This window comes from Bacillus sp. FDAARGOS_527 (assembly GCF_003812125.1).
Lineage (GTDB): Bacteria > Bacillota > Bacilli > Bacillales > Bacillaceae_G > Bacillus_A > Bacillus_A paranthracis.
On the sequence record NZ_CP033795.1, the window covers coordinates 3,175,983 to 3,196,119 of the forward strand.

21 protein-coding genes and 1 riboswitch are annotated in these 20,137 nt (G+C 35.3%); of the genes, 10 read left to right on the forward strand and 11 right to left on the reverse strand.

What is annotated here, in order from left to right; all coding sequences use genetic code 11:
• Nucleotides 1-591: 591 nt before the first annotated feature.
• On the reverse strand, nt 592-1,347 hold the full coding sequence (locus tag EGX95_RS18955; RefSeq protein WP_140421434.1) for a carbon-nitrogen family hydrolase: 756 nt from the start codon (nt 1,345-1,347) through the stop codon (nt 592-594).
• Between the two features lie 14 nt (nt 1,348-1,361).
• Between EGX95_RS18955 and EGX95_RS18960 the strand changes: the two genes are divergently transcribed.
• The 6 genes from EGX95_RS18960 to EGX95_RS18985 all read left to right on the forward strand — a co-directional run bounded on the left by EGX95_RS18960 (nt 1,362) and on the right by EGX95_RS18985 (nt 6,379).
• Nucleotides 1,362-2,540 carry a pyridoxal phosphate-dependent aminotransferase gene (locus EGX95_RS18960; RefSeq protein ID WP_000834735.1) on the forward strand — a complete coding sequence of 393 codons (1,179 nt, stop codon included), beginning with the start codon at nt 1,362-1,364 and terminating at the stop codon, nt 2,538-2,540.
• A gap of 64 nt (nt 2,541-2,604) precedes the next feature.
• A riboswitch (SAM riboswitch) is annotated at nt 2,605-2,710 on the forward strand.
• Between the two features lie 64 nt (nt 2,711-2,774).
• On the forward strand, nt 2,775-4,019 hold the full coding sequence (mtnW, locus tag EGX95_RS18965) for a 2,3-diketo-5-methylthiopentyl-1-phosphate enolase (protein WP_000014185.1): 1,245 nt from the start codon (nt 2,775-2,777) through the stop codon (nt 4,017-4,019).
• Nucleotides 4,016-4,675 (forward strand): 2-hydroxy-3-keto-5-methylthiopentenyl-1-phosphate phosphatase, encoded by a 660-nt coding sequence (mtnX, locus tag EGX95_RS18970; protein WP_000027468.1) that lies wholly within the window; start codon nt 4,016-4,018, stop codon nt 4,673-4,675. The genes mtnW and mtnX overlap by 4 nt, the downstream gene beginning before the upstream one ends.
• Nucleotides 4,672-5,310 (forward strand): methylthioribulose 1-phosphate dehydratase, encoded by a 639-nt coding sequence (locus EGX95_RS18975; protein WP_000811326.1) that lies wholly within the window; start codon nt 4,672-4,674, stop codon nt 5,308-5,310. Before mtnX ends, EGX95_RS18975 begins: the two co-directional genes overlap by 4 nt.
• Complete coding sequence (locus tag EGX95_RS18980) at nt 5,288-5,800, forward strand: 1,2-dihydroxy-3-keto-5-methylthiopentene dioxygenase (protein WP_000057306.1); 513 nt, start codon at nt 5,288-5,290, stop codon at nt 5,798-5,800. Before EGX95_RS18975 ends, EGX95_RS18980 begins: the two co-directional genes overlap by 23 nt.
• A gap of 303 nt (nt 5,801-6,103) precedes the next feature.
• Nucleotides 6,104-6,379: a hypothetical protein gene (locus EGX95_RS18985; RefSeq protein WP_000054669.1), complete on the forward strand. Its 276-nt coding sequence runs from the start codon at nt 6,104-6,106 to the stop codon at nt 6,377-6,379.
• A gap of 38 nt (nt 6,380-6,417) precedes the next feature.
• Here EGX95_RS18985 and EGX95_RS18990 read toward each other — a convergent pair whose 3' ends face one another.
• From EGX95_RS18990 to EGX95_RS19005, 4 genes are all read right to left on the reverse strand, one after another.
• Nucleotides 6,418-6,750 carry a DUF3909 family protein gene (locus EGX95_RS18990; RefSeq protein ID WP_000365613.1) on the reverse strand — a complete coding sequence of 111 codons (333 nt, stop codon included), beginning with the start codon at nt 6,748-6,750 and terminating at the stop codon, nt 6,418-6,420.
• 5 nt (nt 6,751-6,755) lie between these two features.
• Nucleotides 6,756-7,634 carry an NAD(P)-dependent oxidoreductase gene (locus EGX95_RS18995; RefSeq protein WP_000681094.1) on the reverse strand — a complete coding sequence of 293 codons (879 nt, stop codon included), beginning with the start codon at nt 7,632-7,634 and terminating at the stop codon, nt 6,756-6,758.
• Between the two features lie 4 nt (nt 7,635-7,638).
• A complete protein-coding gene (locus tag EGX95_RS19000; protein WP_000591947.1) occupies nt 7,639-8,775 on the reverse strand; it encodes a serine hydrolase in 1,137 nt (378 codons plus the stop codon).
• 90 nt (nt 8,776-8,865) lie between these two features.
• Nucleotides 8,866-10,158 carry a GGDEF domain-containing protein gene (locus EGX95_RS19005; RefSeq protein WP_001023204.1) on the reverse strand — a complete coding sequence of 431 codons (1,293 nt, stop codon included), beginning with the start codon at nt 10,156-10,158 and terminating at the stop codon, nt 8,866-8,868.
• A gap of 332 nt (nt 10,159-10,490) precedes the next feature.
• Between EGX95_RS19005 and EGX95_RS19010 the strand changes: the two genes are divergently transcribed.
• The 3 genes from EGX95_RS19010 (at nt 10,491) to EGX95_RS19020 (ending at nt 12,184) form a co-directional block, all read left to right on the forward strand.
• Entirely contained in the window at nt 10,491-11,108 is a 618-nt protein-coding gene (locus tag EGX95_RS19010; RefSeq protein ID WP_000180604.1) for a nitroreductase family protein, read from the forward strand.
• A 289-nt stretch (nt 11,109-11,397) separates the two neighbouring features.
• A complete protein-coding gene (locus EGX95_RS19015) occupies nt 11,398-11,616 on the forward strand; it encodes a hypothetical protein (protein WP_000100487.1) in 219 nt (72 codons plus the stop codon).
• A gap of 196 nt (nt 11,617-11,812) precedes the next feature.
• Nucleotides 11,813-12,184, forward strand: a complete 372-nt coding sequence (locus EGX95_RS19020) for a DUF3915 family protein (RefSeq protein ID WP_000468014.1) — start codon at nt 11,813-11,815, stop codon at nt 12,182-12,184.
• 97 nt (nt 12,185-12,281) lie between these two features.
• Here EGX95_RS19020 and ptsP read toward each other — a convergent pair whose 3' ends face one another.
• From ptsP to glcT, 4 genes are all read right to left on the reverse strand, one after another.
• Nucleotides 12,282-13,994, reverse strand: coding sequence for a phosphoenolpyruvate--protein phosphotransferase (gene ptsP, locus EGX95_RS19025; RefSeq protein ID WP_000174221.1), 1,713 nt, complete (start codon nt 13,992-13,994; stop codon nt 12,282-12,284).
• Nucleotides 13,994-14,257: a phosphocarrier protein HPr gene (gene ptsH, locus EGX95_RS19030; protein ID WP_000411079.1), complete on the reverse strand. Its 264-nt coding sequence runs from the start codon at nt 14,255-14,257 to the stop codon at nt 13,994-13,996. Before ptsH ends, ptsP begins: the two co-directional genes overlap by 1 nt.
• Before the next feature lie 136 nt (nt 14,258-14,393).
• A complete protein-coding gene (gene ptsG, locus EGX95_RS19035) occupies nt 14,394-16,457 on the reverse strand; it encodes a PTS glucose transporter subunit IIABC (RefSeq protein ID WP_000473192.1) in 2,064 nt (687 codons plus the stop codon).
• 339 nt (nt 16,458-16,796) lie between these two features.
• Nucleotides 16,797-17,645: a glucose PTS transporter transcription antiterminator GlcT gene (gene glcT / locus EGX95_RS19040; RefSeq protein WP_000073863.1), complete on the reverse strand. Its 849-nt coding sequence runs from the start codon at nt 17,643-17,645 to the stop codon at nt 16,797-16,799.
• A 165-nt stretch (nt 17,646-17,810) separates the two neighbouring features.
• On the opposite strand from glcT, the gene EGX95_RS19045 reads away from it, so the two are divergent.
• Nucleotides 17,811-18,617, forward strand: a complete 807-nt coding sequence (locus tag EGX95_RS19045; protein WP_000594229.1) for a Cof-type HAD-IIB family hydrolase — start codon at nt 17,811-17,813, stop codon at nt 18,615-18,617.
• A gap of 70 nt (nt 18,618-18,687) precedes the next feature.
• Here the strand turns inward: EGX95_RS19045 and EGX95_RS19050 are convergent, their stop codons facing one another.
• Entirely contained in the window at nt 18,688-19,419 is a 732-nt protein-coding gene (locus EGX95_RS19050) for a GntR family transcriptional regulator (RefSeq protein ID WP_012644586.1), read from the reverse strand.
• Nucleotides 19,349-20,137, reverse strand: a complete 789-nt coding sequence (nagB, locus tag EGX95_RS19055; RefSeq protein ID WP_001024206.1) for a glucosamine-6-phosphate deaminase — start codon at nt 20,135-20,137, stop codon at nt 19,349-19,351. Before nagB ends, EGX95_RS19050 begins: the two co-directional genes overlap by 71 nt.

Consider the following 20,137-nt stretch of genomic DNA (forward strand, 5'->3'; position numbering starts at 1 on the left):
GTTTCATAGGTACTGTGCCACCACTTTCACTGTCATAAACCTAGGTTATACAATTTACAATTGTTTTCCCTAGAACCACTTCATCGGAAGCAAGCCCTCAGTGTTGACAGCTTACCACGTTCCGTCATTCCTATCTGTGCATATACCGTTAGGTTTCTCCTATGAGCCTGCTACCTTGATATTGCCTGTAACAATATATGGACTTTCATAAAGGCGAGTTTTACTCATCCACAGTAGCGACACTAATTGTGTCAGTAAGCCTTTCGACTTACTTCCGATATAGACCCGTACCATCAGAGATTCGTCCGCACATACCATACTCTATTGGTTCATAGTGCATACTAACCATAGGTAATTTATAGACTTCCGGTTTATAGGTTACACCACCCACCTCTGAGTGACTTTCGTATCCTATAGGATTACGGTAACTCTCAACCGACTTCACCGAGCTTCATACAGTTCAGTTCTTGCTAACTTCACTGCATGTCGGAGTATTAAAGGAAGCCCTTCAAGGCGTTACCCTATCATTTGACTTCTTGGAATGACAGTTCACTGTTGAACTGTAAGTTCGACAATGCCTAAGCTTTTCACTTAGGAACGTGTCGCACCGCCCCAAGGATCGACAATTAAAGAATGGCCAGCAAACTCATTATTTGGATCCTTCCCTGCCCTATTACATGCTACAACATAACACTGATTTTCAACTGCTCTTGCTTGTAATAGTAAACGCCAATGCGCTAAACGAACTAATGGCCATTCAGCTACAACAAATAAAACTTTTGCACCTTTAGCAGTATGAACGCGCATCCACTCCGGAAAACGAATATCATAGCAAATGGTGCCGGCGCACTCTACATCATCTAACTTAAATTCACCAGTACGATTTCCAGCGATTAAATATTTATGTTCATCCATAAGCTGAAATAAATGCACTTTACTATATTCATTGACTAGTTCTCCTTTATTCGTTACAACATACATTGTATTTGTAACACCTTGTTCCGTTTGCTTTGCTATAGAACCACCAACAATATGTACACCATATTGTTTCGACCATTCTATCAACTTTTCTTTCGTTTCCAATCCATCCCTATCTGCAATTTCAGAGAGTCTCGTTAAATCATAACCTGTTGTCCATAGTTCTGGTAAAACAATAACATCTGGTCTTTCTTTCATCGCTTCACTTATTTTATTTTTAGCATTCTCAATATTTTTTTCTACATCTCCAAAGACAATATCCATTTGAATACATGCGACTTTCATTTTTTCAGCCCCATTCTTATTTTTTTCTTTACAAAATACTGGAAAGATTATATCATTTGTCACTAGAATTGTAACAACTTTCAAAAGAGGTGGAAAGTATGAAATCATTTCAACCTTCTGAGATAGTAACATCATTGCCAACACAATTTTTCGCTTCACTTGTTGCAAAAGTTAACAAAGTTGTAGCAGCTGGTCACGATGTTATTAATCTAGGTCAAGGTAATCCAGATCAACCAACACCGCAGCATATCGTAAAAGCTTTGCAAGATGCTGCAGACAAGACCATTCATCATAAATATCCGCCATTTCGCGGACATGAAAGCTTAAAAGAAGCCGTGGCAACATTCTATCAACGTGAATATGATGTAGTAGTAAATCCGAAAACTGAAGTTGCTATATTGTTTGGTGGAAAGGCTGGATTAGTAGAATTACCAGTTTGCTTTACAAACCCTGGTGATACCATTCTCGTTCCCGATCCAGGCTATCCAGATTATTTATCAGGAGTTGCTTTAGCGAAAGCACAATTTGAAACAATGCCGCTTATTGCAGAAAATAAGTTTTTACCGGATTATACAAAAATTGACGACTCTATTGCCGAGCGTGCAAAATTAATGTTTTTAAACTATCCAAATAATCCGACCGGTGCTACTGCATCAAAAGATTTCTTTGATGAAACCATTCATTTTGCTAATAAACATAATATATTAGTCGTTCATGATTTTGCTTACGGTGCGATTGGATTCGATGGTCAAAAACCTGTTAGTTTCTTACAAGCAGATGGTGCCAAAGATACAGGAATCGAAATTTACACATTATCGAAAACTTTCAATATGGCTGGCTGGCGCATCGCTTTTGCGGTAGGGAATGAAAGTGTCATTGAAACAATTAACTTATTACAAGATCATATGTATGTTAGTATTTTTGGTGCCATTCAAGATGCTGCCCGCGAAGCACTATTAAGTTCACAGTCTTGCGTCATAGACCTTGTAAATAGTTACGAATCTCGAAGAAACGCTCTTATTTCAGCTTGTCACTCAATTGGTTGGAATGTAGACATTCCAACAGGGTCATTTTTTGCATGGCTTCCTGTTCCAAAAGGATATACTTCTGAGCAATTTTCTAATATTTTACTAGAAAAAGCACATGTCGCAGTTGCTCCTGGTGTTGGATTTGGTGAGTATGGTGAAGGGTACGTCCGTGTTGGTCTCTTGCATACAGAAGATAGATTACGAGAAGCCATTAATCGAATTGATAAATTAAATTTTTTCAAAAAGTAATTGACAACATGAAAAATATCTGACAAAATTCAGTTATCTTAAAAATTTAAACATTTCTAAATACTTCTTATCAAGAGCAGGTGGAGGGACGAGCCCGACGAAACCCGGCAACCGATCTACAATTGTAGACACGGTGCTAATTCTCGCAGCATTACGCTGACAGATAAGGAGCTGGTTGTAAAAAAACCTCTCCTTAGCTGAGAGGTTTTTTTATTTAACTAGGAGGTTATAACAATGAGCGGAATTATAGCGACATATTTAATCCATGATGATTCACATAACTTAGAAAAAAAAGCTGAACAAATTGCACTCGGTTTAACAATTGGCTCTTGGACACATTTGCCACATTTATTGCAAGAACAATTAAAACAACATAAAGGCAACGTCATTCATGTTGAGGAATTAGCTGAACATGAACATACCAATTCGTATTTACGTAAAAAAGTAAAACGCGGAATTATTAAAATTGAATATCCGTTATTAAATTTCAGTCCAGATTTACCAGCTATTTTAACAACTACATTCGGAAAGCTATCTCTTGATGGCGAAGTAAAATTAATTGACTTAACTTTTTCAGACGAGTTAAAAAAACATTTTCCTGGTCCAAAATTCGGGATAGATGGTATTCGAAATCTTTTACAAGTACATGATCGTCCCCTTTTAATGAGTATTTTTAAAGGAATGATTGGACGAAATATTGGGTATTTAAAAACGCAATTACGCGATCAAGCAATTGGTGGTGTAGATATCGTAAAAGATGATGAAATATTATTTGAAAATGCATTAACACCACTTACGAAACGCATCGTATCTGGAAAAGAAGTTTTACAATCCGTATATGAAACGTACGGACATAAAACGTTATATGCCGTAAATTTAACAGGACGAACTTTTGATTTAAAAGAAAATGCGAAACGTGCAGTGCAAGCTGGAGCCGATATTCTATTATTTAACGTATTCTCTTACGGACTAGATGTACTACAATCACTTGCAGAAGATGATGAAATCCCAGTTCCTATTATGGCACATCCTGCTGTAAGTGGTGCTTATTCAGCATCCAAGTTATATGGAGTTTCATCACCATTATTACTTGGAAAGCTACTACGTTATGCTGGGGCTGACTTTTCATTATTCCCATCTCCATACGGAAGTGTTGCGCTAGAAAAAGAGGAGGCTCTTGCTATCTCAAAATATTTAACTGAAGACGATGCATTTTTCAAGAAGAGCTTTTCTGTTCCGTCTGCTGGTATTCATCCTGGTTTCGTTCCCTTTATTGTACGAGATTTCGGTAAAGATGTTGTTATTAATGCTGGTGGCGGAATACATGGACATCCAAATGGGGCGCAGGGCGGCGGTAAAGCTTTCCGTGCTGCAATTGATGCTACTTTGCAAAATAAACCACTCCATGAAGTAGATGACATAAATTTGCATAGCGCACTACAAATATGGGGAAATCCCTCTCATGAGGTGAAATTATGAGTATTCAAGTATTTTGTGATTTCGATGGCACGATTACAAATAATGATAACATTATGTCCATTATGGAAAAATTCGCACCACCAGAAGCTGAAGAAGTAAAGAATAGAATTTTATCACAAGAGCTATCTATTCAAGAAGGTGTTTCTCAATTATTTCAATTCATACCTACTAATCTGCACGATGAAATTATTCAATTTTTAATAGAGACTGCTGAAATTCGTAACGGTTTTCATGAATTTATACAATTTGTAAATGAAAACAATATTTCCTTTTATGTTATATCAGGTGGAATGGATTTCTTCGTCTATCCACTCTTACAAGGACTCATTCCAAAAGAGCAAATTTACTGTAATGAAACAGATTTTTCAAATGAATACATTACGGTGAATTGGCCTCATCCTTGTGATCGTCTTTGTCAAAATCATTGCGGATTATGTAAATCATCACTCATCCGTAAATTGAGTGATACGAATGACTTCCATATTGTAATTGGAGATTCAATTACCGATTTACAAGCTGCGAAACAAGCGGATAAAGTGTTCGCTCGTGATTTCCTTATTACAAAATGCGAAGAAAATCATATTTCTTATACAGCATTTGAAACGTTTCACGATGTTCAAACTGAATTAAAACATTTGTTGGAGGTGAAATTATGAAACAACTTTTTCGTCAATGGTATGACTTAAGCGAGATAAAAAAAGAATTAACAACACGAAATTGGTTTCCAGCAACGAGTGGTAATATTTCTATAAAGGTTAGTCATGAACCACTCACTTTTCTCATTACAGCAAGCGGTAAAGATAAAACAAAAACGACTCCAGATGACTTTCTACTAGTAGATCATCTAGGGGTTCCCGTATTAGAGACTGAATTACGCCCTTCAGCAGAAACAATCTTGCATACACATATTTATAACAATACGAATGCTGGGTGTGTCCTTCATGTTCATACAACTGATAACAATGTTATCACAAATTTATATAGTGATGCAGTCACACTTCAAAATCAAGAAATTATTAAAGCTCTCGATATTTGGGAAGAAGATGCAACAATTCACATTCCTATTATCGAAAACCATGCTCATATCCCAACGCTTGGAGAAAACTTCCGCAAGCATATACAGGGAGATTCGGGGGCAGTATTAATCCGTAACCATGGTATTACCGTATGGGGCCGAGATAGCTTTGATGCAAAGAAAAGATTAGAAGCTTATGAGTTTTTATTCCAATTTCATATAAAACTATTATCAATTCAAGGAGGCGTTTCTAATGGCGCAAATTCGTATTCATGAAATAAATACTCGCATTGAAAATGAAGTGGAAGTATCAAAATTTCTACAAGAGGAAGGCGTTTTATATGAGAAATGGAATATTTCCAAACTTCCTACTCATTTAAAAGAAAATTACTCATTAACAGATGAAAACAAAGCTGAAATATTAGCTGTGTTTTCAAAAGAAATTGCTGATGTTTCAGCACGCCGAGGTTATAAAGCACATGATGTAATTTCACTTTCAAATAGCACACCTAACCTTGACGAATTATTAATTAATTTTCAAAAAGAACACCATCATACTGATGATGAAGTTCGCTTTATTGTTAGTGGTCATGGCATCTTTGCCATTGAAGGAAAAGATGGGACATTCTTTGACGTTGAACTTGAGCCAGGCGATCTCATATCTGTTCCTGAAAATGCAAGACATTATTTTACCTTGCAAGATGATCGTCAAGTTGTAGCTATTCGTATTTTTGTTACAACTGAAGGTTGGGTTCCAATCTATTAAGGTAGTTAGTTGAATAAAAGGTCTTGGACCCCCTTTTCCAACCTTTTATTCACTCTACATATATACATCCTCCTATGGAACAGGCTTATTTCATTTTGAAATAAGCCTGATTTTTTATGGTTCTAACCGTATTATTCCTTCTTTTCAGTACAATCTCTTCCTTCAATTTTTCAAGTATATTTATTAATACTTTTTGAACATTTATTGAACTTTTTTTGAATTTTTTCTGAAAATTCTGTTTTATATATGATATACTACAATTAACTAAGAAGGAAAAAATATCGCAAACAGAGGGGGATAATCATGAGTTTACTTATCGCACTTATACTAGGGGTTACGTGTGGAGCACTTCCTATTATTCTAGGAGCTATTATGGAAGAATTAGAAGTTGGTGTTTTAGGTTTTGTTGCATCTTGTGTAAGCGCTTTATTTTTTGGTTTGTTCGGTGCTATTCCTGTTTCAATTCTGTGTGCATTTTATATAATACGCCATGCTCGTACAAAACAATTTGGTCCTAATCACATCGCACAAGTTATTCCATTCCCAATGGAACGATGCCGCCGTGCTTCTAGCTTATAATTACAAAATTAAAAATAAAAGTCCTCAAATGAGGACTTTTATTTTTTTTCTTCTAGAAATTGAAACAATTCTTGTAGGTGCAAAGCGTCTTCACTATAGCTAACAGATACATGATATATACCATCAATCTCCGCTTCCATGTAAAGGTCAACTCCATCTCGATCATATTTCAATGCCAAATAAAATTCCATTTCTTCTAGCATCTTTTTTGAAGTTCGAATAACGTAATGCCCTTTCTCATCTCTTCCATATTCGAAATTCGGTTCAAAATCATATTTTTGTTTAAAAGCTTCTTTTTGTTTTTCATTAATTTGTATACATGTTGCTCTTTGTACAGTATCAATCATCTCATCAAATTTTTGAAGATCCATCTCATTTACCCCCTTACATATTTTTTGTATAACACTTGTGTTCCGCTATTTTCTTCCCCATCTTTTATTAGCTCTTCATACAATTCCTTCGCCAAACTTAAACCTGGTACTGGTAATTGTAATCTTTCAGCCTCATCTAACGCGATCTTCATATCTTTCATAAAATGCTTTACATAAAAACCTGGTTCAAAATCTTCCTTTAACATTCGAGGAGCTAAATTACTTAATGACCAGCTACCTGCTGCTCCCGTTGAAATACTCTCCAATACTTTATCAGGATCTAATCCAGCCTTTTTTGCATAAGCAACAGCTTCACATACTCCAATCATATTAGAAGCAATCGCAATTTGATTGCACATTTTTGTATGTTGTCCACTTCCAGCAGGCCCTTGCAACTGAATATTTGTTCCTAGTTTTTCAAATAACGGTAAACATCTATCATATATTTCTTTCTCTCCACCGACCATAATTGCGAGTCTTGCTTCTTTCGCACCAACGTCTCCTCCAGATACAGGTGCATCTAACGTATATACATTCTTACTTTTACCGGCTTCATTAATACGTTTTGCCAATGTTGGTGTAGATGTCGTGAAATCAATTGCAATCGTACCTTCATTTGCATTCTCCAAAATTCCATCTATCCCAAAGTACACTTCTTCTACATCATGTGGATACCCAACCATAGTCATTACAACATCAACTTGCTTTACTAACTCTTTCGGTGTATCACACCAATTTGCACCATCTTGTACTAAAGAGTCTGTTTTCGATTTTGTTCTATTATATACATATACTGTATGACCGTCTTGCATGAAATGACGCACCATACTTTTTCCCATTACACCAATACCAATGAAACCAATTGATACATTTTTATGTTTCATTTTCTCATCCCCTTTGTTCTAATAAATCACTTACCATCTTTCGGAAATCTTTATTGAAGTCATCATCCATACTATTTTTCACATTTGAAAATAAAATAACAAAAGTCCCTTTTTCTTTATTAAAATTATTGAAAGTGTTCCAACCAGATAGTACACCATGATTATGAAAATAATCCGGATATATGTAAAAACTAAATGCATATTTTCGTTCTGGTGAAGGTGAAAACATCGCTTGTATACTTTGTTCAGAAAGAAGTTTTCCATTTATAATTGCTTCGTCTAATTTCTTCATATCTCCAACTGTCGTATACATCTCACCACAACCATATAGCCAATCCATGCCTACCTTCTGCGCTGGTACAAGCTCTTGATTTTTTTTCACATAACCCTTTGTAAAATTTTTATCTCCAGGTACCATATTTCCCATACCAGATTCATGCATATCTGCTTTTGCAAATATATTTTCTTTTATATAATCTCCTAAAGGTTTTTTCGATATATGTTCTATTATATAGGCAAGCACCATATAATTATAATCTGTATATCTCCAACCTGTTCCTGCAGGAAATTCTAAATTTTGACGTCCAATCCAATTAATTAACTGTAAACGGGAAGCAGCATTAACATTGCCTTTTGCGTGTTCAGGTAAACCAGAGGTATGCGTTAATAAATGATATAACGTAATATTTTTATTCTCCGGAAATGAAGGAATATATTTATTTACATTATCTTGAATATTTAGCTTACCTTGATCCTGCAGTTGTAAAATAGATGTAGCCACAACTGTTTTCGTAATAGAACCGATACGATATTTTGTGTGAGGCGTATTTTCTATTTTATTTTGAACATCAGCATACCCATATCCTTTATTCAATATAACATGCTCTTTATCTGTTACCAAAACTGTTCCATTGAATTGCTTTCCGACTAAATATTGATCTAATTTTTGAGATATGCTAGCGTAATCAATTTGCTTTTCTTTTTCTTCTTCTATATTCTCTTGTACTTCTGATTCAACAGCAGGATTCACCTTAGTTGTTAATTCTTTATTTTCCTTTATATTAGAATTATAGAGAAAATAGTATACTCCTCCACAAACTAAAGCACATATTGAAACTATCATCATTATTTTTTTTATCATTTTGTTCCTCCATAATTCCTTCGTTCAAAATCCCCCCTACACTCTATTATCAAGTAATAAAAAAAAATCGCAACAATTTGTTGCGAAAAATCACTTTTTTTCTTTTCTATATACACACACTTGATTTTTTCCATTTTTTTTCGCTTCATATAATGCAATATCCGCTCGTTGCATTAATTCTTCTCTTGTAATCCCTTTTTCATATAATGCAACTCCAAAGCTCGCTGTTAATTTCGAAATTCCTGAGAATTGCTTTGTTTCAATGAAAAATCGTAATGATTCCGCAACTTGAAATGCTTCTTTTTCTACTGTATTCGTTACTAAAATAATAAATTCTTCTCCTCCCCACCTAGCAAATACATGTTGCTGCTCCACTTTAGATTTCATGAGCTCTGCAAGCTCAATTAATGCTAAGTCACCAAAGTCATGGCCATACGTGTCATTTACTGCTTTAAAATTATCTATATCAAATAAAATAAGTGCTATGTTTTCATTATTACGCATCGCATTATCCCATTCTGCCTCGAGTATTTGTTGGAATTTCAAACGATTATAAATCTCTGTTAACGAATCTATCATAGCAAGTCTTTCTTGTTCTTGATAGATTTCATCTAATTCGGTAATCTCTGTACACTTCACAATAAATCTTGATAAATCTTCTGGCAATGGTGTCGCACGCAATAAAAAAGTTGACACTTCCCCTTCATAGTTGGACATCTTAATTCTTCTATCATATGATAATGTATCATCTAACCATGTTATATCATGAGTTGTTGAATAGTATCCATTTTCTCTAATAAGATGTTCAGCAAATACTAAATGTTGCTCACGATAAGCAAACAAATTTTCATATCCGAAAAACTCTAAAAAATTTGTATTACAATCAACAATCTCATCGTCTTCTACTATAAATAATAGATCATTTCGAAAATCAAACATCGTTTGAAGTAGTTCTTGTTGCAAACTTACTTGCCGCACTAAAGAAAGCTGATATAAACTTTTATTTACTTCCTCTAACACCATTTGCGGAGTCACAGGGGCTATCACAATATTACGTATTCCTAACGTAAGCACCTCTGCAAACTCGCTTGTTATTTGTTGATCCCAAATGACAATAAATGTACTCTGTGGATTATACATATTCTTTATATATTTTATTTGAGAAAAATCTGTTACATACATAATTACAATATGTGGTTTAGTCCTCTGAAATAATACTTCTCCTTCTTCAAAACTATTTGCTATAAACATACATTTTGGATGGATATTTTCTATCGTTTGTTGATGTGTGCATCCATTTTCTATATAAAGGACATTTAACTGAAGATCTTGTAATACATTTTGGAAAACCGTATTCTCTAATAAAAAATGTAGTATGTTCATCACTAGTCTTCACTCACTTCATATATCTTGTTCTACAGAATTCCTCACAAACATTTTATAAAAAACTGTTCTCTAAAAACTTTAATGAGTGAGGGATACATGTTAACAAGCTAATTGAGAATGTTATCTTTGCTTTTTCACTCTATAAATTCCTTTTTTAGTGTATGATTATAGGAATTGTATCGTTTGTATGAATGCCCTAGCTTCCGCTTGAAAACTTGACAATTAAAATAAAGATATTATATTCTTAAATTCGATAACTTACAAAATGTAAGTAGAATATATTACATGTATTTTTTTCATAATTTGATATGTAATTTGGAGGATATATAATGACAAACGAAAACTTTTTTAATGTTTTATATGAACGCACATCTACACGTGCATTCAACCCAGAGAAAGAAATTTCATCTACAGAGTTACACGAGATTTTAAAGGGAGCTGCCCAAGCACCTTCCGCTTGGAATTTACAGCATTGGAAATTCCTTGTATTCCAAGGTGAAGATGTACAGAAACGATTACATCCAATTGCTTATAACCAACAACAAATTCTTGATGCTTCTGCTGTAGTCGCTATTTTAGGTGATTTAGAAGCTTATAAAAACGTTGAACCCGTTTATGGTCCAATTGTAGAACAAGGATTTATGAAAGAAGAAGCAAAAGAACGCTTAGCTAAAAATATTGAGTCTGCATATGCCCGTGAGCAATTCCCAAGAGATGCAGCCTTTTCAAATGCATCTTTAGCAGCAATGCAACTTATGCTTGCAGCTAAAGCGACTGGCTGGGATACTTGTGCGATTGGTGGTTTCAACCCACAAGCACTTACAGAAGAATTCAATGTTTCATCTCGCTACGTACCAATTATGCTTATTACAATTGGGGAATCCACTTTAAAAGGCCATCCTGCACCACGAATGAGCGTAGAACAAGTGAGTGAATGGGCAAAATAATAAAGCGAAACTTGAATCAGTGTGAGGGTCTTACTGCCCTTTCATACGAATAAAAAAGAAACGAAGGTAATTTCATTACCTTCGTTTCTTTTTTATTCTGTCACACATCCGTAATACTAAAATGTATGATTCGACATCCACACATAAAAAACAGTAAATTTCATGCTATTCGCATACATATAAATGACGTTTCGTGTCGAATTTTGTTAAAGTATCGAAATATAACCGTGTGTTTTTGTTACAATTATGATACAATGATAACAAATAGATAACAAGAGAGGGATTTTCATTGAGTTCATACGGAAGCTTTATTGCACTTTTATGTTACATAGTAACTGTACTGCTTCTATATTTTATTGGCGATGCTGCAAATATTTCAGTTTTACAATTTCCAAAAGAAGAAGCATTCCAATTAGAATCAGAAAAACATACTGCACGATCCATTGTACCGCTACTGTTAGCTCTTCCTGTATATATCATCGTTTTATATAAAAGCAAAAAAGTGTAAAGGCTACCTATTTCATTCATTTCGGTGGTCTTTACACTTTTTTGTGATATCTATCCTATTTTAAACATCATTCCGTAATAAACACCCAGCTAGTCTTTTAAAATGAGAAATTCCCCTAGAAAAAATTCCACTCTCTGTCCAGTCACTCACTACCGAACTTACATAGATTATAAGTGTGAAGGGGGTGATGAGGATTATGTTTGGATCATTTGGATGCTGTGATAACTTTAGAGACTGTCATCATCATGAAAGAGAGTGCAGACATCATGAGAAAGAGAAAGAGAAAGAAGTAGTTAGACCACAACAACCAGCTGTATGTAACGTACTTGCTAGCATTTCAGTTGGAACAGAGCTTTCTCTATTAAGCGTTAAAGGTGTTGGATCTTTCAACAATGTAATTTTTGAAGGTTTCTGTAACGGTGTTGCTCTTTTCTCTGCTTTAGCTCGTAATAACAATGACAAAGATAACAAAGATAACAATAAAGACGATAAGCACAATCAAAACCGAAATACTTTTACTGGTATTTTACGTGTATGCCCAGCTGATATCGTTGCTATCGCTATCTAATTTTGTTCCTTATCTTCAAAAGTAAGAAAATAAGTTTTACTTTTCTCATAGAAAAAACCTGAGACCGATTTCAAATCGACTCAGGTTTTTTTATTGATTATATACTTTTAACTAGTTCAACAACTTCTTCAGCAGTTGACATCATTAATGCTTTTTCTGCTAATGTTTCCATTTCTGCTTTTGACAACTTGCTTAGTTGTGTTCTTGCAGGAAGAATAGATGTTGCACTCATACTGAACTCATCTAAACCTAATCCTAATAATAATGGGATCGCAAGTGAATCTCCCGCCATCTCACCACACATACCAGCCCATTTGCCTTCTTTATGAGCAGCATCGATAACCATTTTTACAAGACGTAAAATAGATGGGTTATATGGTTGGTATAAGTAAGATACTTGTTCGTTCATACGGTCTGCAGCCATTGTGTATTGAATTAAGTCGTTTGTTCCGATAGAGAAGAAATCAACTTCTTTTGCAAATTGATCTGCTAATACTGCTGAAGCTGGGATTTCAACCATCATACCAACTTCAATAGAATCAGAAACAGTTGTACCCGCTTCTACAAGTTTCGCTTTTTCTTCTAATAGGATTGCTTTCGCTTGACGGAACTCATCAAGAGTTGCAATCATTGGGAACATAATTTTTAAGTTACCGTATACGCTAGCACGAAGTAATGCACGAAGTTGTGTACGGAACACATCTTGCTCATCAAGACATAAGCGAATTGCACGGTATCCTAAGAATGGGTTCATTTCTTTTGGTAAATGTAAGTATGGAAGCTCTTTATCTCCACCGATGTCAAGTGTACGAACAACAACAGGTTGACCTTCTTTTACACCTTCAAGAACTGCTTTATACGCTTCGAACTGCTCTTCTTCTGTTGGAAGATTATCACGGCCCATGTATAAGAATTCTGTACGGTATAAACCAACGCCTTCTCCGCCATTATCGATAATACCTTGTACATCATTTGGTGTTCCGATATTTGCAACAAGCTCAACGTGATGTCCATCACTTGTTACAGTAGCTTGATCTTTTAATTTTGCCCATTCAGCTTTTTGCTCTTCAAATTTCGCTTTCTTTTCTTCAAACGAGCGAAGAGTTTCTTCTGATGGATTAACAATTACTTCTCCATCTAAACCATCGATGATTACGATATCGCCGTTTTGGATTTTCTCCATAACAACTTTCGTACCAACAACAGCTGGAATTTCCATAGAGCGAGCCATAATTGCAGAGTGAGATGTACGTCCACCGATATCAGTTGTAAAACCTTTTGCATACTTACGGTTTAACTGAGCTGTATCAGATGGTGTTAAATCTTCAGCAATAATGATTACTTCTTCAGAAATTGTACCAGGATTTGAGAAGTTAATGCCTAGTAAATGTGCAAGAACACGTTTTGTTACGTCACGAATGTCCGCAGCACGTTCTTTCATATATTCGTTATCCATGTTTTCAAACATAGAAATAAACATTGATGCAACTTCATCCATTGCAAATTCAGCATTTACTTTTTCACTATTTACTTTATCTTTTACTGGGTTTACTAGTTCTGGATCATTTAACACTAATAAATGTGCTTCAAAGATCGCAGCTTTGTCAGCACCTAGCTCAGCAAAAGCGTGGTCTTTAATAGCTTCTAATTCTGTTTTTGCTTTCTCAAGCGCAGCTTCTAAGCGTGCAATTTCTGCAGCTTCGTTTGTAATTGATTTCTTTTCGATGTTAAATTCAGGATTTTCAAGTCTGAAAGCCTTTGCAATAGCAATCCCACTTGATGCAGCGATCCCTTGAATGTTAAGAGTCATTATTCTCCTAATCCTTCGTTTTTCATAGTTTCTTCGATAGCTGCTAGTGCTTGAGCTGCATCATCACCATTTGCAGTGATTTTAATTTCCGCGCCTTGTTGAATACCTAAAGACATAACGCCCATGATTGATTTTAAGTTAACGTTCTTTCCGTTATACTCTAAGTTAATGTCAGAACCAAATTTGCTTGCAGTGTTTACAAGTAGAGTTGCTGGACGAGCATGAATTCCTGAGTCGCTAGTTACTTTAAAGATTTTTTCCATGATAATTTATCTCCTTTAAATTACAGTATTTTTTTAGTTGTATAGACGTGAGTACTACATCATCTATTGTATATAATAGGCGATGTTCGGTCAACCACATCACCTATTATAATTATAAACATTTTGCGTCAAATTCCTACTGAATGTCAATAATAGCGTTTTCGCCCTTCTTAACATTTCCATCTTTTTTCAATTCGACTTGCTGCCCTTGCTGTAAATTCGTAAATACAATTGGTGTAATGATAGATGGTGCATTTTCTTTTACAAATGCAAGATCTACTTTTAATAATGGTTGTCCTTGTTTCACTTTGTCACCTTGCGCTACAAGTGCTTCAAAACCTTCACCATTTAATTTTACAGTATCAATACCGAAGTGGATTAAAATTTCTTTTCCACCTTCAGATTGAATACCAATTGCATGCTTTGTAGGGAATACGTTGACAATTTCACCGTTAACTGGAGAAACTACTGTTCCTTCTGTTGGCTCAATTGCAAATCCATCTCCCATCATTTTTCCTGAGAATACTTGATCCGGCACTTCTGTAATAGGTAGGATTTTCCCTTCAATTGGTGAAACGATTGTTTCGTTTTCATCAACTTTTTGAGGAGCTTCTTCTACTTTTACAGGCTCTGCTTTTTCAACATGAGGTGTACGACCTGACATAATATCATGAATTTGTGATTTTAATGTGTCAGATTTCGGTCCAAAAATAGCTTGAATGTTATTTCCAACTTCAAGTACACCAGCTGCTCCAAGTTCTTTCAAGCGATCTTTATTTACATTCTTTTGTTCGTTAACTTGAACACGTAAACGAGTAATACAAGCGTCTAAAGAAGCAATGTTTTCTTTACCACCAAGTGCTACTAATACTTCACGAGGAAGTTCACCTGCTTCTGCTTTTCCTGCACCTTCATTCGCATTTGCAACTTCACGGCCAGGTGTTTTTAAATCCCATTTACGGATTGCAAATCGGAATCCGAAGTAGTAAATAACCGCTAGTACAAGACCAACAATAATTACCCACCACCATGCCGTACGGCCTGGTAGTACACCGAATAATAGGAAGTCGATTAAACCACCAGAGAATGTCATACCAATTTTAACACCTAAAATTTGCATTGTCATAAATGATAGACCAGCGAATACAGCGTGAATTCCGAATAATACTGGTGCTACGAATAAGAATGAAAATTCAAGTGGCTCTGTAATACCTGTTAAGAAAGATGTTAATGCAGCAGAACCTAAAATACCAGCTGCTAATTTTTTATTTTCTGGGCGTGCTTCATGGTACATTGCTAAAGCTGCTGCTGGAAGACCGAACATCATGAACGGATACTTACCAGTTGTAAATGTACCTGCTGTTAATTCTACACCGTCTTTTAACTGTGCCATAAAGATTTTTTGGTCACCACGAATTAATTCGCCAGCCGCATTTGTATACTGACCGAATTCGAACCAGAACGGTGAATAGAAAATGTGATGTAATCCAAATGGAATTAATGAACGTTCAATTAAACCGAATATGAATGCTGCTAATGTTCTATTTGCATCAATCATTTGATGTGAGAACGTGTTTAAGCCACCTTGAATGTATGGCCAAACGAAGCACATGATAATACCTACTATTAAAGAGAATGTTGCAGTTGCGATCGGTACGAAACGCTTACCTGCAAAGAAACCTAAGTATGATGGTAATTCAATGTTGAAGTATTTATTATAACAATATGCCGCTACTATCCCGACGATAATACCACCAAATACTCCTGTTTGTAGCGTTGGAATTCCTAATACGTTTGCATATGCTGGATCGGTAAATCCAATTTTTACTGGATCTGCTCCAGAACTTGTTACTTTCACTAGCTTATCTACTTCTAAGAACACACTCATCGTTTTGTTCATAATTAAGTAGCCAACGAATGCTGCTAAACCAGCTACTCCGTCTCCACCAGCTAAGCCAATTGCTACCCCAACTGCGAATAGTAATGCAAGGTTAGCGAAAATAATATCACCAGATTGTTCCATAATTTTTGCTACCATTACGAACCAATCTGCTTTTAAAGCAGGAATAACATTTGTTAACTGTGGATTTTGAAATGCATTACCAAATCCAAGTAAAATACCTGCTGCCGGTAAAATCGCTACTGGAAGCATAAGCGCTTTTCCGACTTTTTGAAGAACACCAAAGATCTTCTTAAACATGGAAACCCTTCCTCTCTTATCTATATTGATACCTTCCGACAAACGCCAAAAAGGCATGAGGAAAAAAAGATAGAACGATAGCTATACAAAGGGTAGTATATCCCTTTCTCTAGCTTACATTCCTTACTTTTCTCCACTCATGCCTGATCGAATCAGTAACACGTGTCAAAAATAGGTTTACGTATAAGTTCACTATAATTAAGGCAAACGTTTTCGTTTTATACCTTAATGTGTTTGTCGAAATTTGTATAACTTTGCAATAGTTATTATACATAACTATTGTAAGCGATTCAATGATTTTTTTTAACGTTTTCATTTTCGACAAAAATATATGTCATTTTACACATGCTCTGCCTTCACTAAGCGCTGCAGGTGCATCGTTAAATATATACTCTCTGCTTCATAAACAGGAAGTTGCAATTCTTTTTGCATAACCTTAACTAGCTTCCAAGCTAAATTATAACAGACAGGATATTCCGCCTTTAATAAATCAGCAAAACTTTGCGATTCCTCTACTTTTTCTCCTTTTTTCACCCTCTCAATAGCATATTGAAGATGACGAATAAGGCGTAAATAGTGAATACTTTCTTGGTCTAATGTAATTTGTAAGTTCGTCTCAATTAAAGATACAAGCTGTGCGATGAGACGGGAGTTTTGATTAACTGAAGATAAATCTGAATTTGTAAGTGAACTGTAAATATGGAGTGCAATAAACCCGATTTCTCCTTCTGGCAATGTAATTTGCAAACGAGAATTTAAAAGGTTTACAACACCTTCAGCAATTTTATATTCCTCTGGATAGAGCATTTTCGTTTCAACTAAAAAAGGATTATCAATTGTAAACCCTTGTTTTAAACGCTTAATTGCAAAAGAAATATGATCTGTTAAAGCGATATGAATATGTTCATTCAATGGGGATTTTGCTTTTTCTTGAATATAGAACATAATATCATTCATTAATTCAATTAATTTTTCACTCACATGCGGAACTAGCAGTTTGTATTGTTCACGATCACGTTCATTTTTTAGAACAAACATTTTTTCAATTTGTTCTTGCTCCAATACATCTTTCGCTTTTTTCCCAAATCCAATTCCTTTACCAATCACTACTACTTCCTCATGTTCAGGATGGCTAGCAATGATGACATTATTATTTAAAACTTTTTTAATTTCTAGATAATTACTCATATAACACCACCCTCGTACTTAAATAGCCTGCTTTTATGTTACAGAATATTCTTCTTTGTCGTCAATGTAAAACATCTACCATTTCATAAAAATTCATTTTTTAGACATGTTTATATATGATGCGTATAATGTAAGAGCAACTGTACATAGAAAGGAGATAACAACATGATTAAAATGTTTGTAAGTGATATCGACGGTACAATGATGCAACACGGAGGTTTAATTGACGAACAGGATATTGTAGCACTTCGTAGTCTTGCTGAACATAATGTGATTCTTTGTTTCGCTTCTGGCCGACTTGATAATGAAATTGCAGACTTAATGAAAGCTGTAAATACAAATTTTCACCGCATTAGTGTTAATGGTGTTTTTGTATATACAAATGAAAATAAGCAGCTATTATCTGCAACTTTTGATTCCAGCATTCTTCCTGAATTGTTACACATGACGAATGAAGATCCTTATTTCCGTTATGTTAGTGATGAACATAATTACTACATTGAAGAAAAAACACCGTTTATTCACGAACTTGAGCAACACGTAACGATGACTTCTGTCGAAGAACCAAATTTATTACAGAAAATAGATGATACAATTTTCCCGAATAAAATTTCTGTCGGTGGAACAAAGGAGAGCTTACAACTCCTTCAGAAAAAAATTGATGAAAAATTTCATGGAAAAGTTAGTACGTTCATTTCAGCAGAACAATGCTTAGATGTAATGCCACCTAATATTAGTAAAGGTTCTGCTATTTCTGTTTTATTAAAAGAGTTTCAATTACAACCAGAGGAAGTTGCTTGCATAGGGGATTCTTATAATGATATTCCAATGTTTGCTCTAACTCCTCACAGTTTTGCTATGGCTCAAGCAGATGACGCAGTAAAAGAACACGCTCACTATGTAGTAAATACAGTTAAAGATGCTGTTAACCACGTAATTGCTCATAATAAAAATACGACTCACTCCTTGTAAGGATGAGTCGTATTTTTTCTTTACATGTTAAACAATTTGACATTTACTGTACTTCACAAACTGAAATATATTATTTGTTACGTGCGATGTTTGTAATAAACTTATAACGATCTCCACGATAAATACATTTCACATACTCTAACGGTACTTCACCTTCTGAATATGACCATTGACGCATGACAAGCACTGGCGCCTTTTTAGGAATATGCAGATGTTCCGCTTCATTATCCGTTGCAATTGAAGCTTCAATTGATTGAGTAGCGCTAACAAGTTTGAAGCCCAGTTTTTTCTCTAAATGTTCATATAAAGATTGTTGCAATATTTCTTCGTTAATATCTTTTACAAGAGCTGGCGACAAATATGTCGTCTCAAAAGCAATCGGTTCATCGTCAGCTAAGCGAATACGCCTCACTTCATAAACCGACTCTCCCTCCTGTATTCTCAGCCGGTCTGCTATTTTCACAGTAGCTGGAACTAGGCGGAAACTTAATAATTGACTACTTGGGTTCATCCCACGAGAAATCATATCTTCCGTGAATCCTGTCATTCCTTGCAGTTTTTGTTCCACTTTCGGAAGTTGGACAAACGTACCGATTCCACGTTTCCGATATAAATAACCTTGTTCCACTAAATTATTAATCGCCTGTCTGATTGTCATACGACTCACTTCGAACTTATCGCAAAGTTCATTCTCAGATGGGATTTTATCTCCCGGCTTCCATTCGCCGTCCTCAATTAGCTGTTTCACCCACTCTTGAATCTGATAATAGATCGGAAATGGTGAATACTTGTCGATGTTCATCAGCAATCGCCTCACTGCATAAAGATAGAGCTTCTTGATCAGCGATTACGGTTACATTCGGATGACGTTGTAAAACTGTAGCAGGACACGCTTCACTATATGCACCTTGCAATAATTCTTTAACAGCTTCTGCCTTTTTAGAACCCATAGCAACAAGTAGAATTTGTTTCGCTTTCATAATGCTTCCAATTCCCATTGTAATTGCATGAGTTGGCACATCTTCTTCTTTTTCGAAGAAGCGAAGGTTTGCTTGGCGTGTAGATTCTGTTAATTCAACAATGTTTGTTGGAGAATTAAACGGTGTTCCTGGTTCGTTAAATCCGATGTGACCGTTTTCACCGATTCCAAGAATCTGTAGGTCAACTGGGTTAGCAGCTAGAATGCCCTCGTAACGTTTGCACTCTTCCTCTAAATCACTTGCCATCCCGTTTGGTACATAAGTTTGTTTAAATGGAAGATGATCAAACAACTGTTCTTGCATGAAATAGTGATAGCTGTTTTTATCTTCATGTGGTAAATTTACGTACTCATCTAAGTTTACAGTGGTTACACGGCTTGTATCAAGTTTATTTTTTCGCATTTCTGCATAAATACCTAATGGAGAGCTTCCTGTAGCCATTCCTAATGTTGGATTTTCTTTTGTTTTTACAACTTCTTCAATTAATTTATAACCTGCTTCTGCTAGTTCTTCTGGAGTTTTTACAACAAGAATATTCAT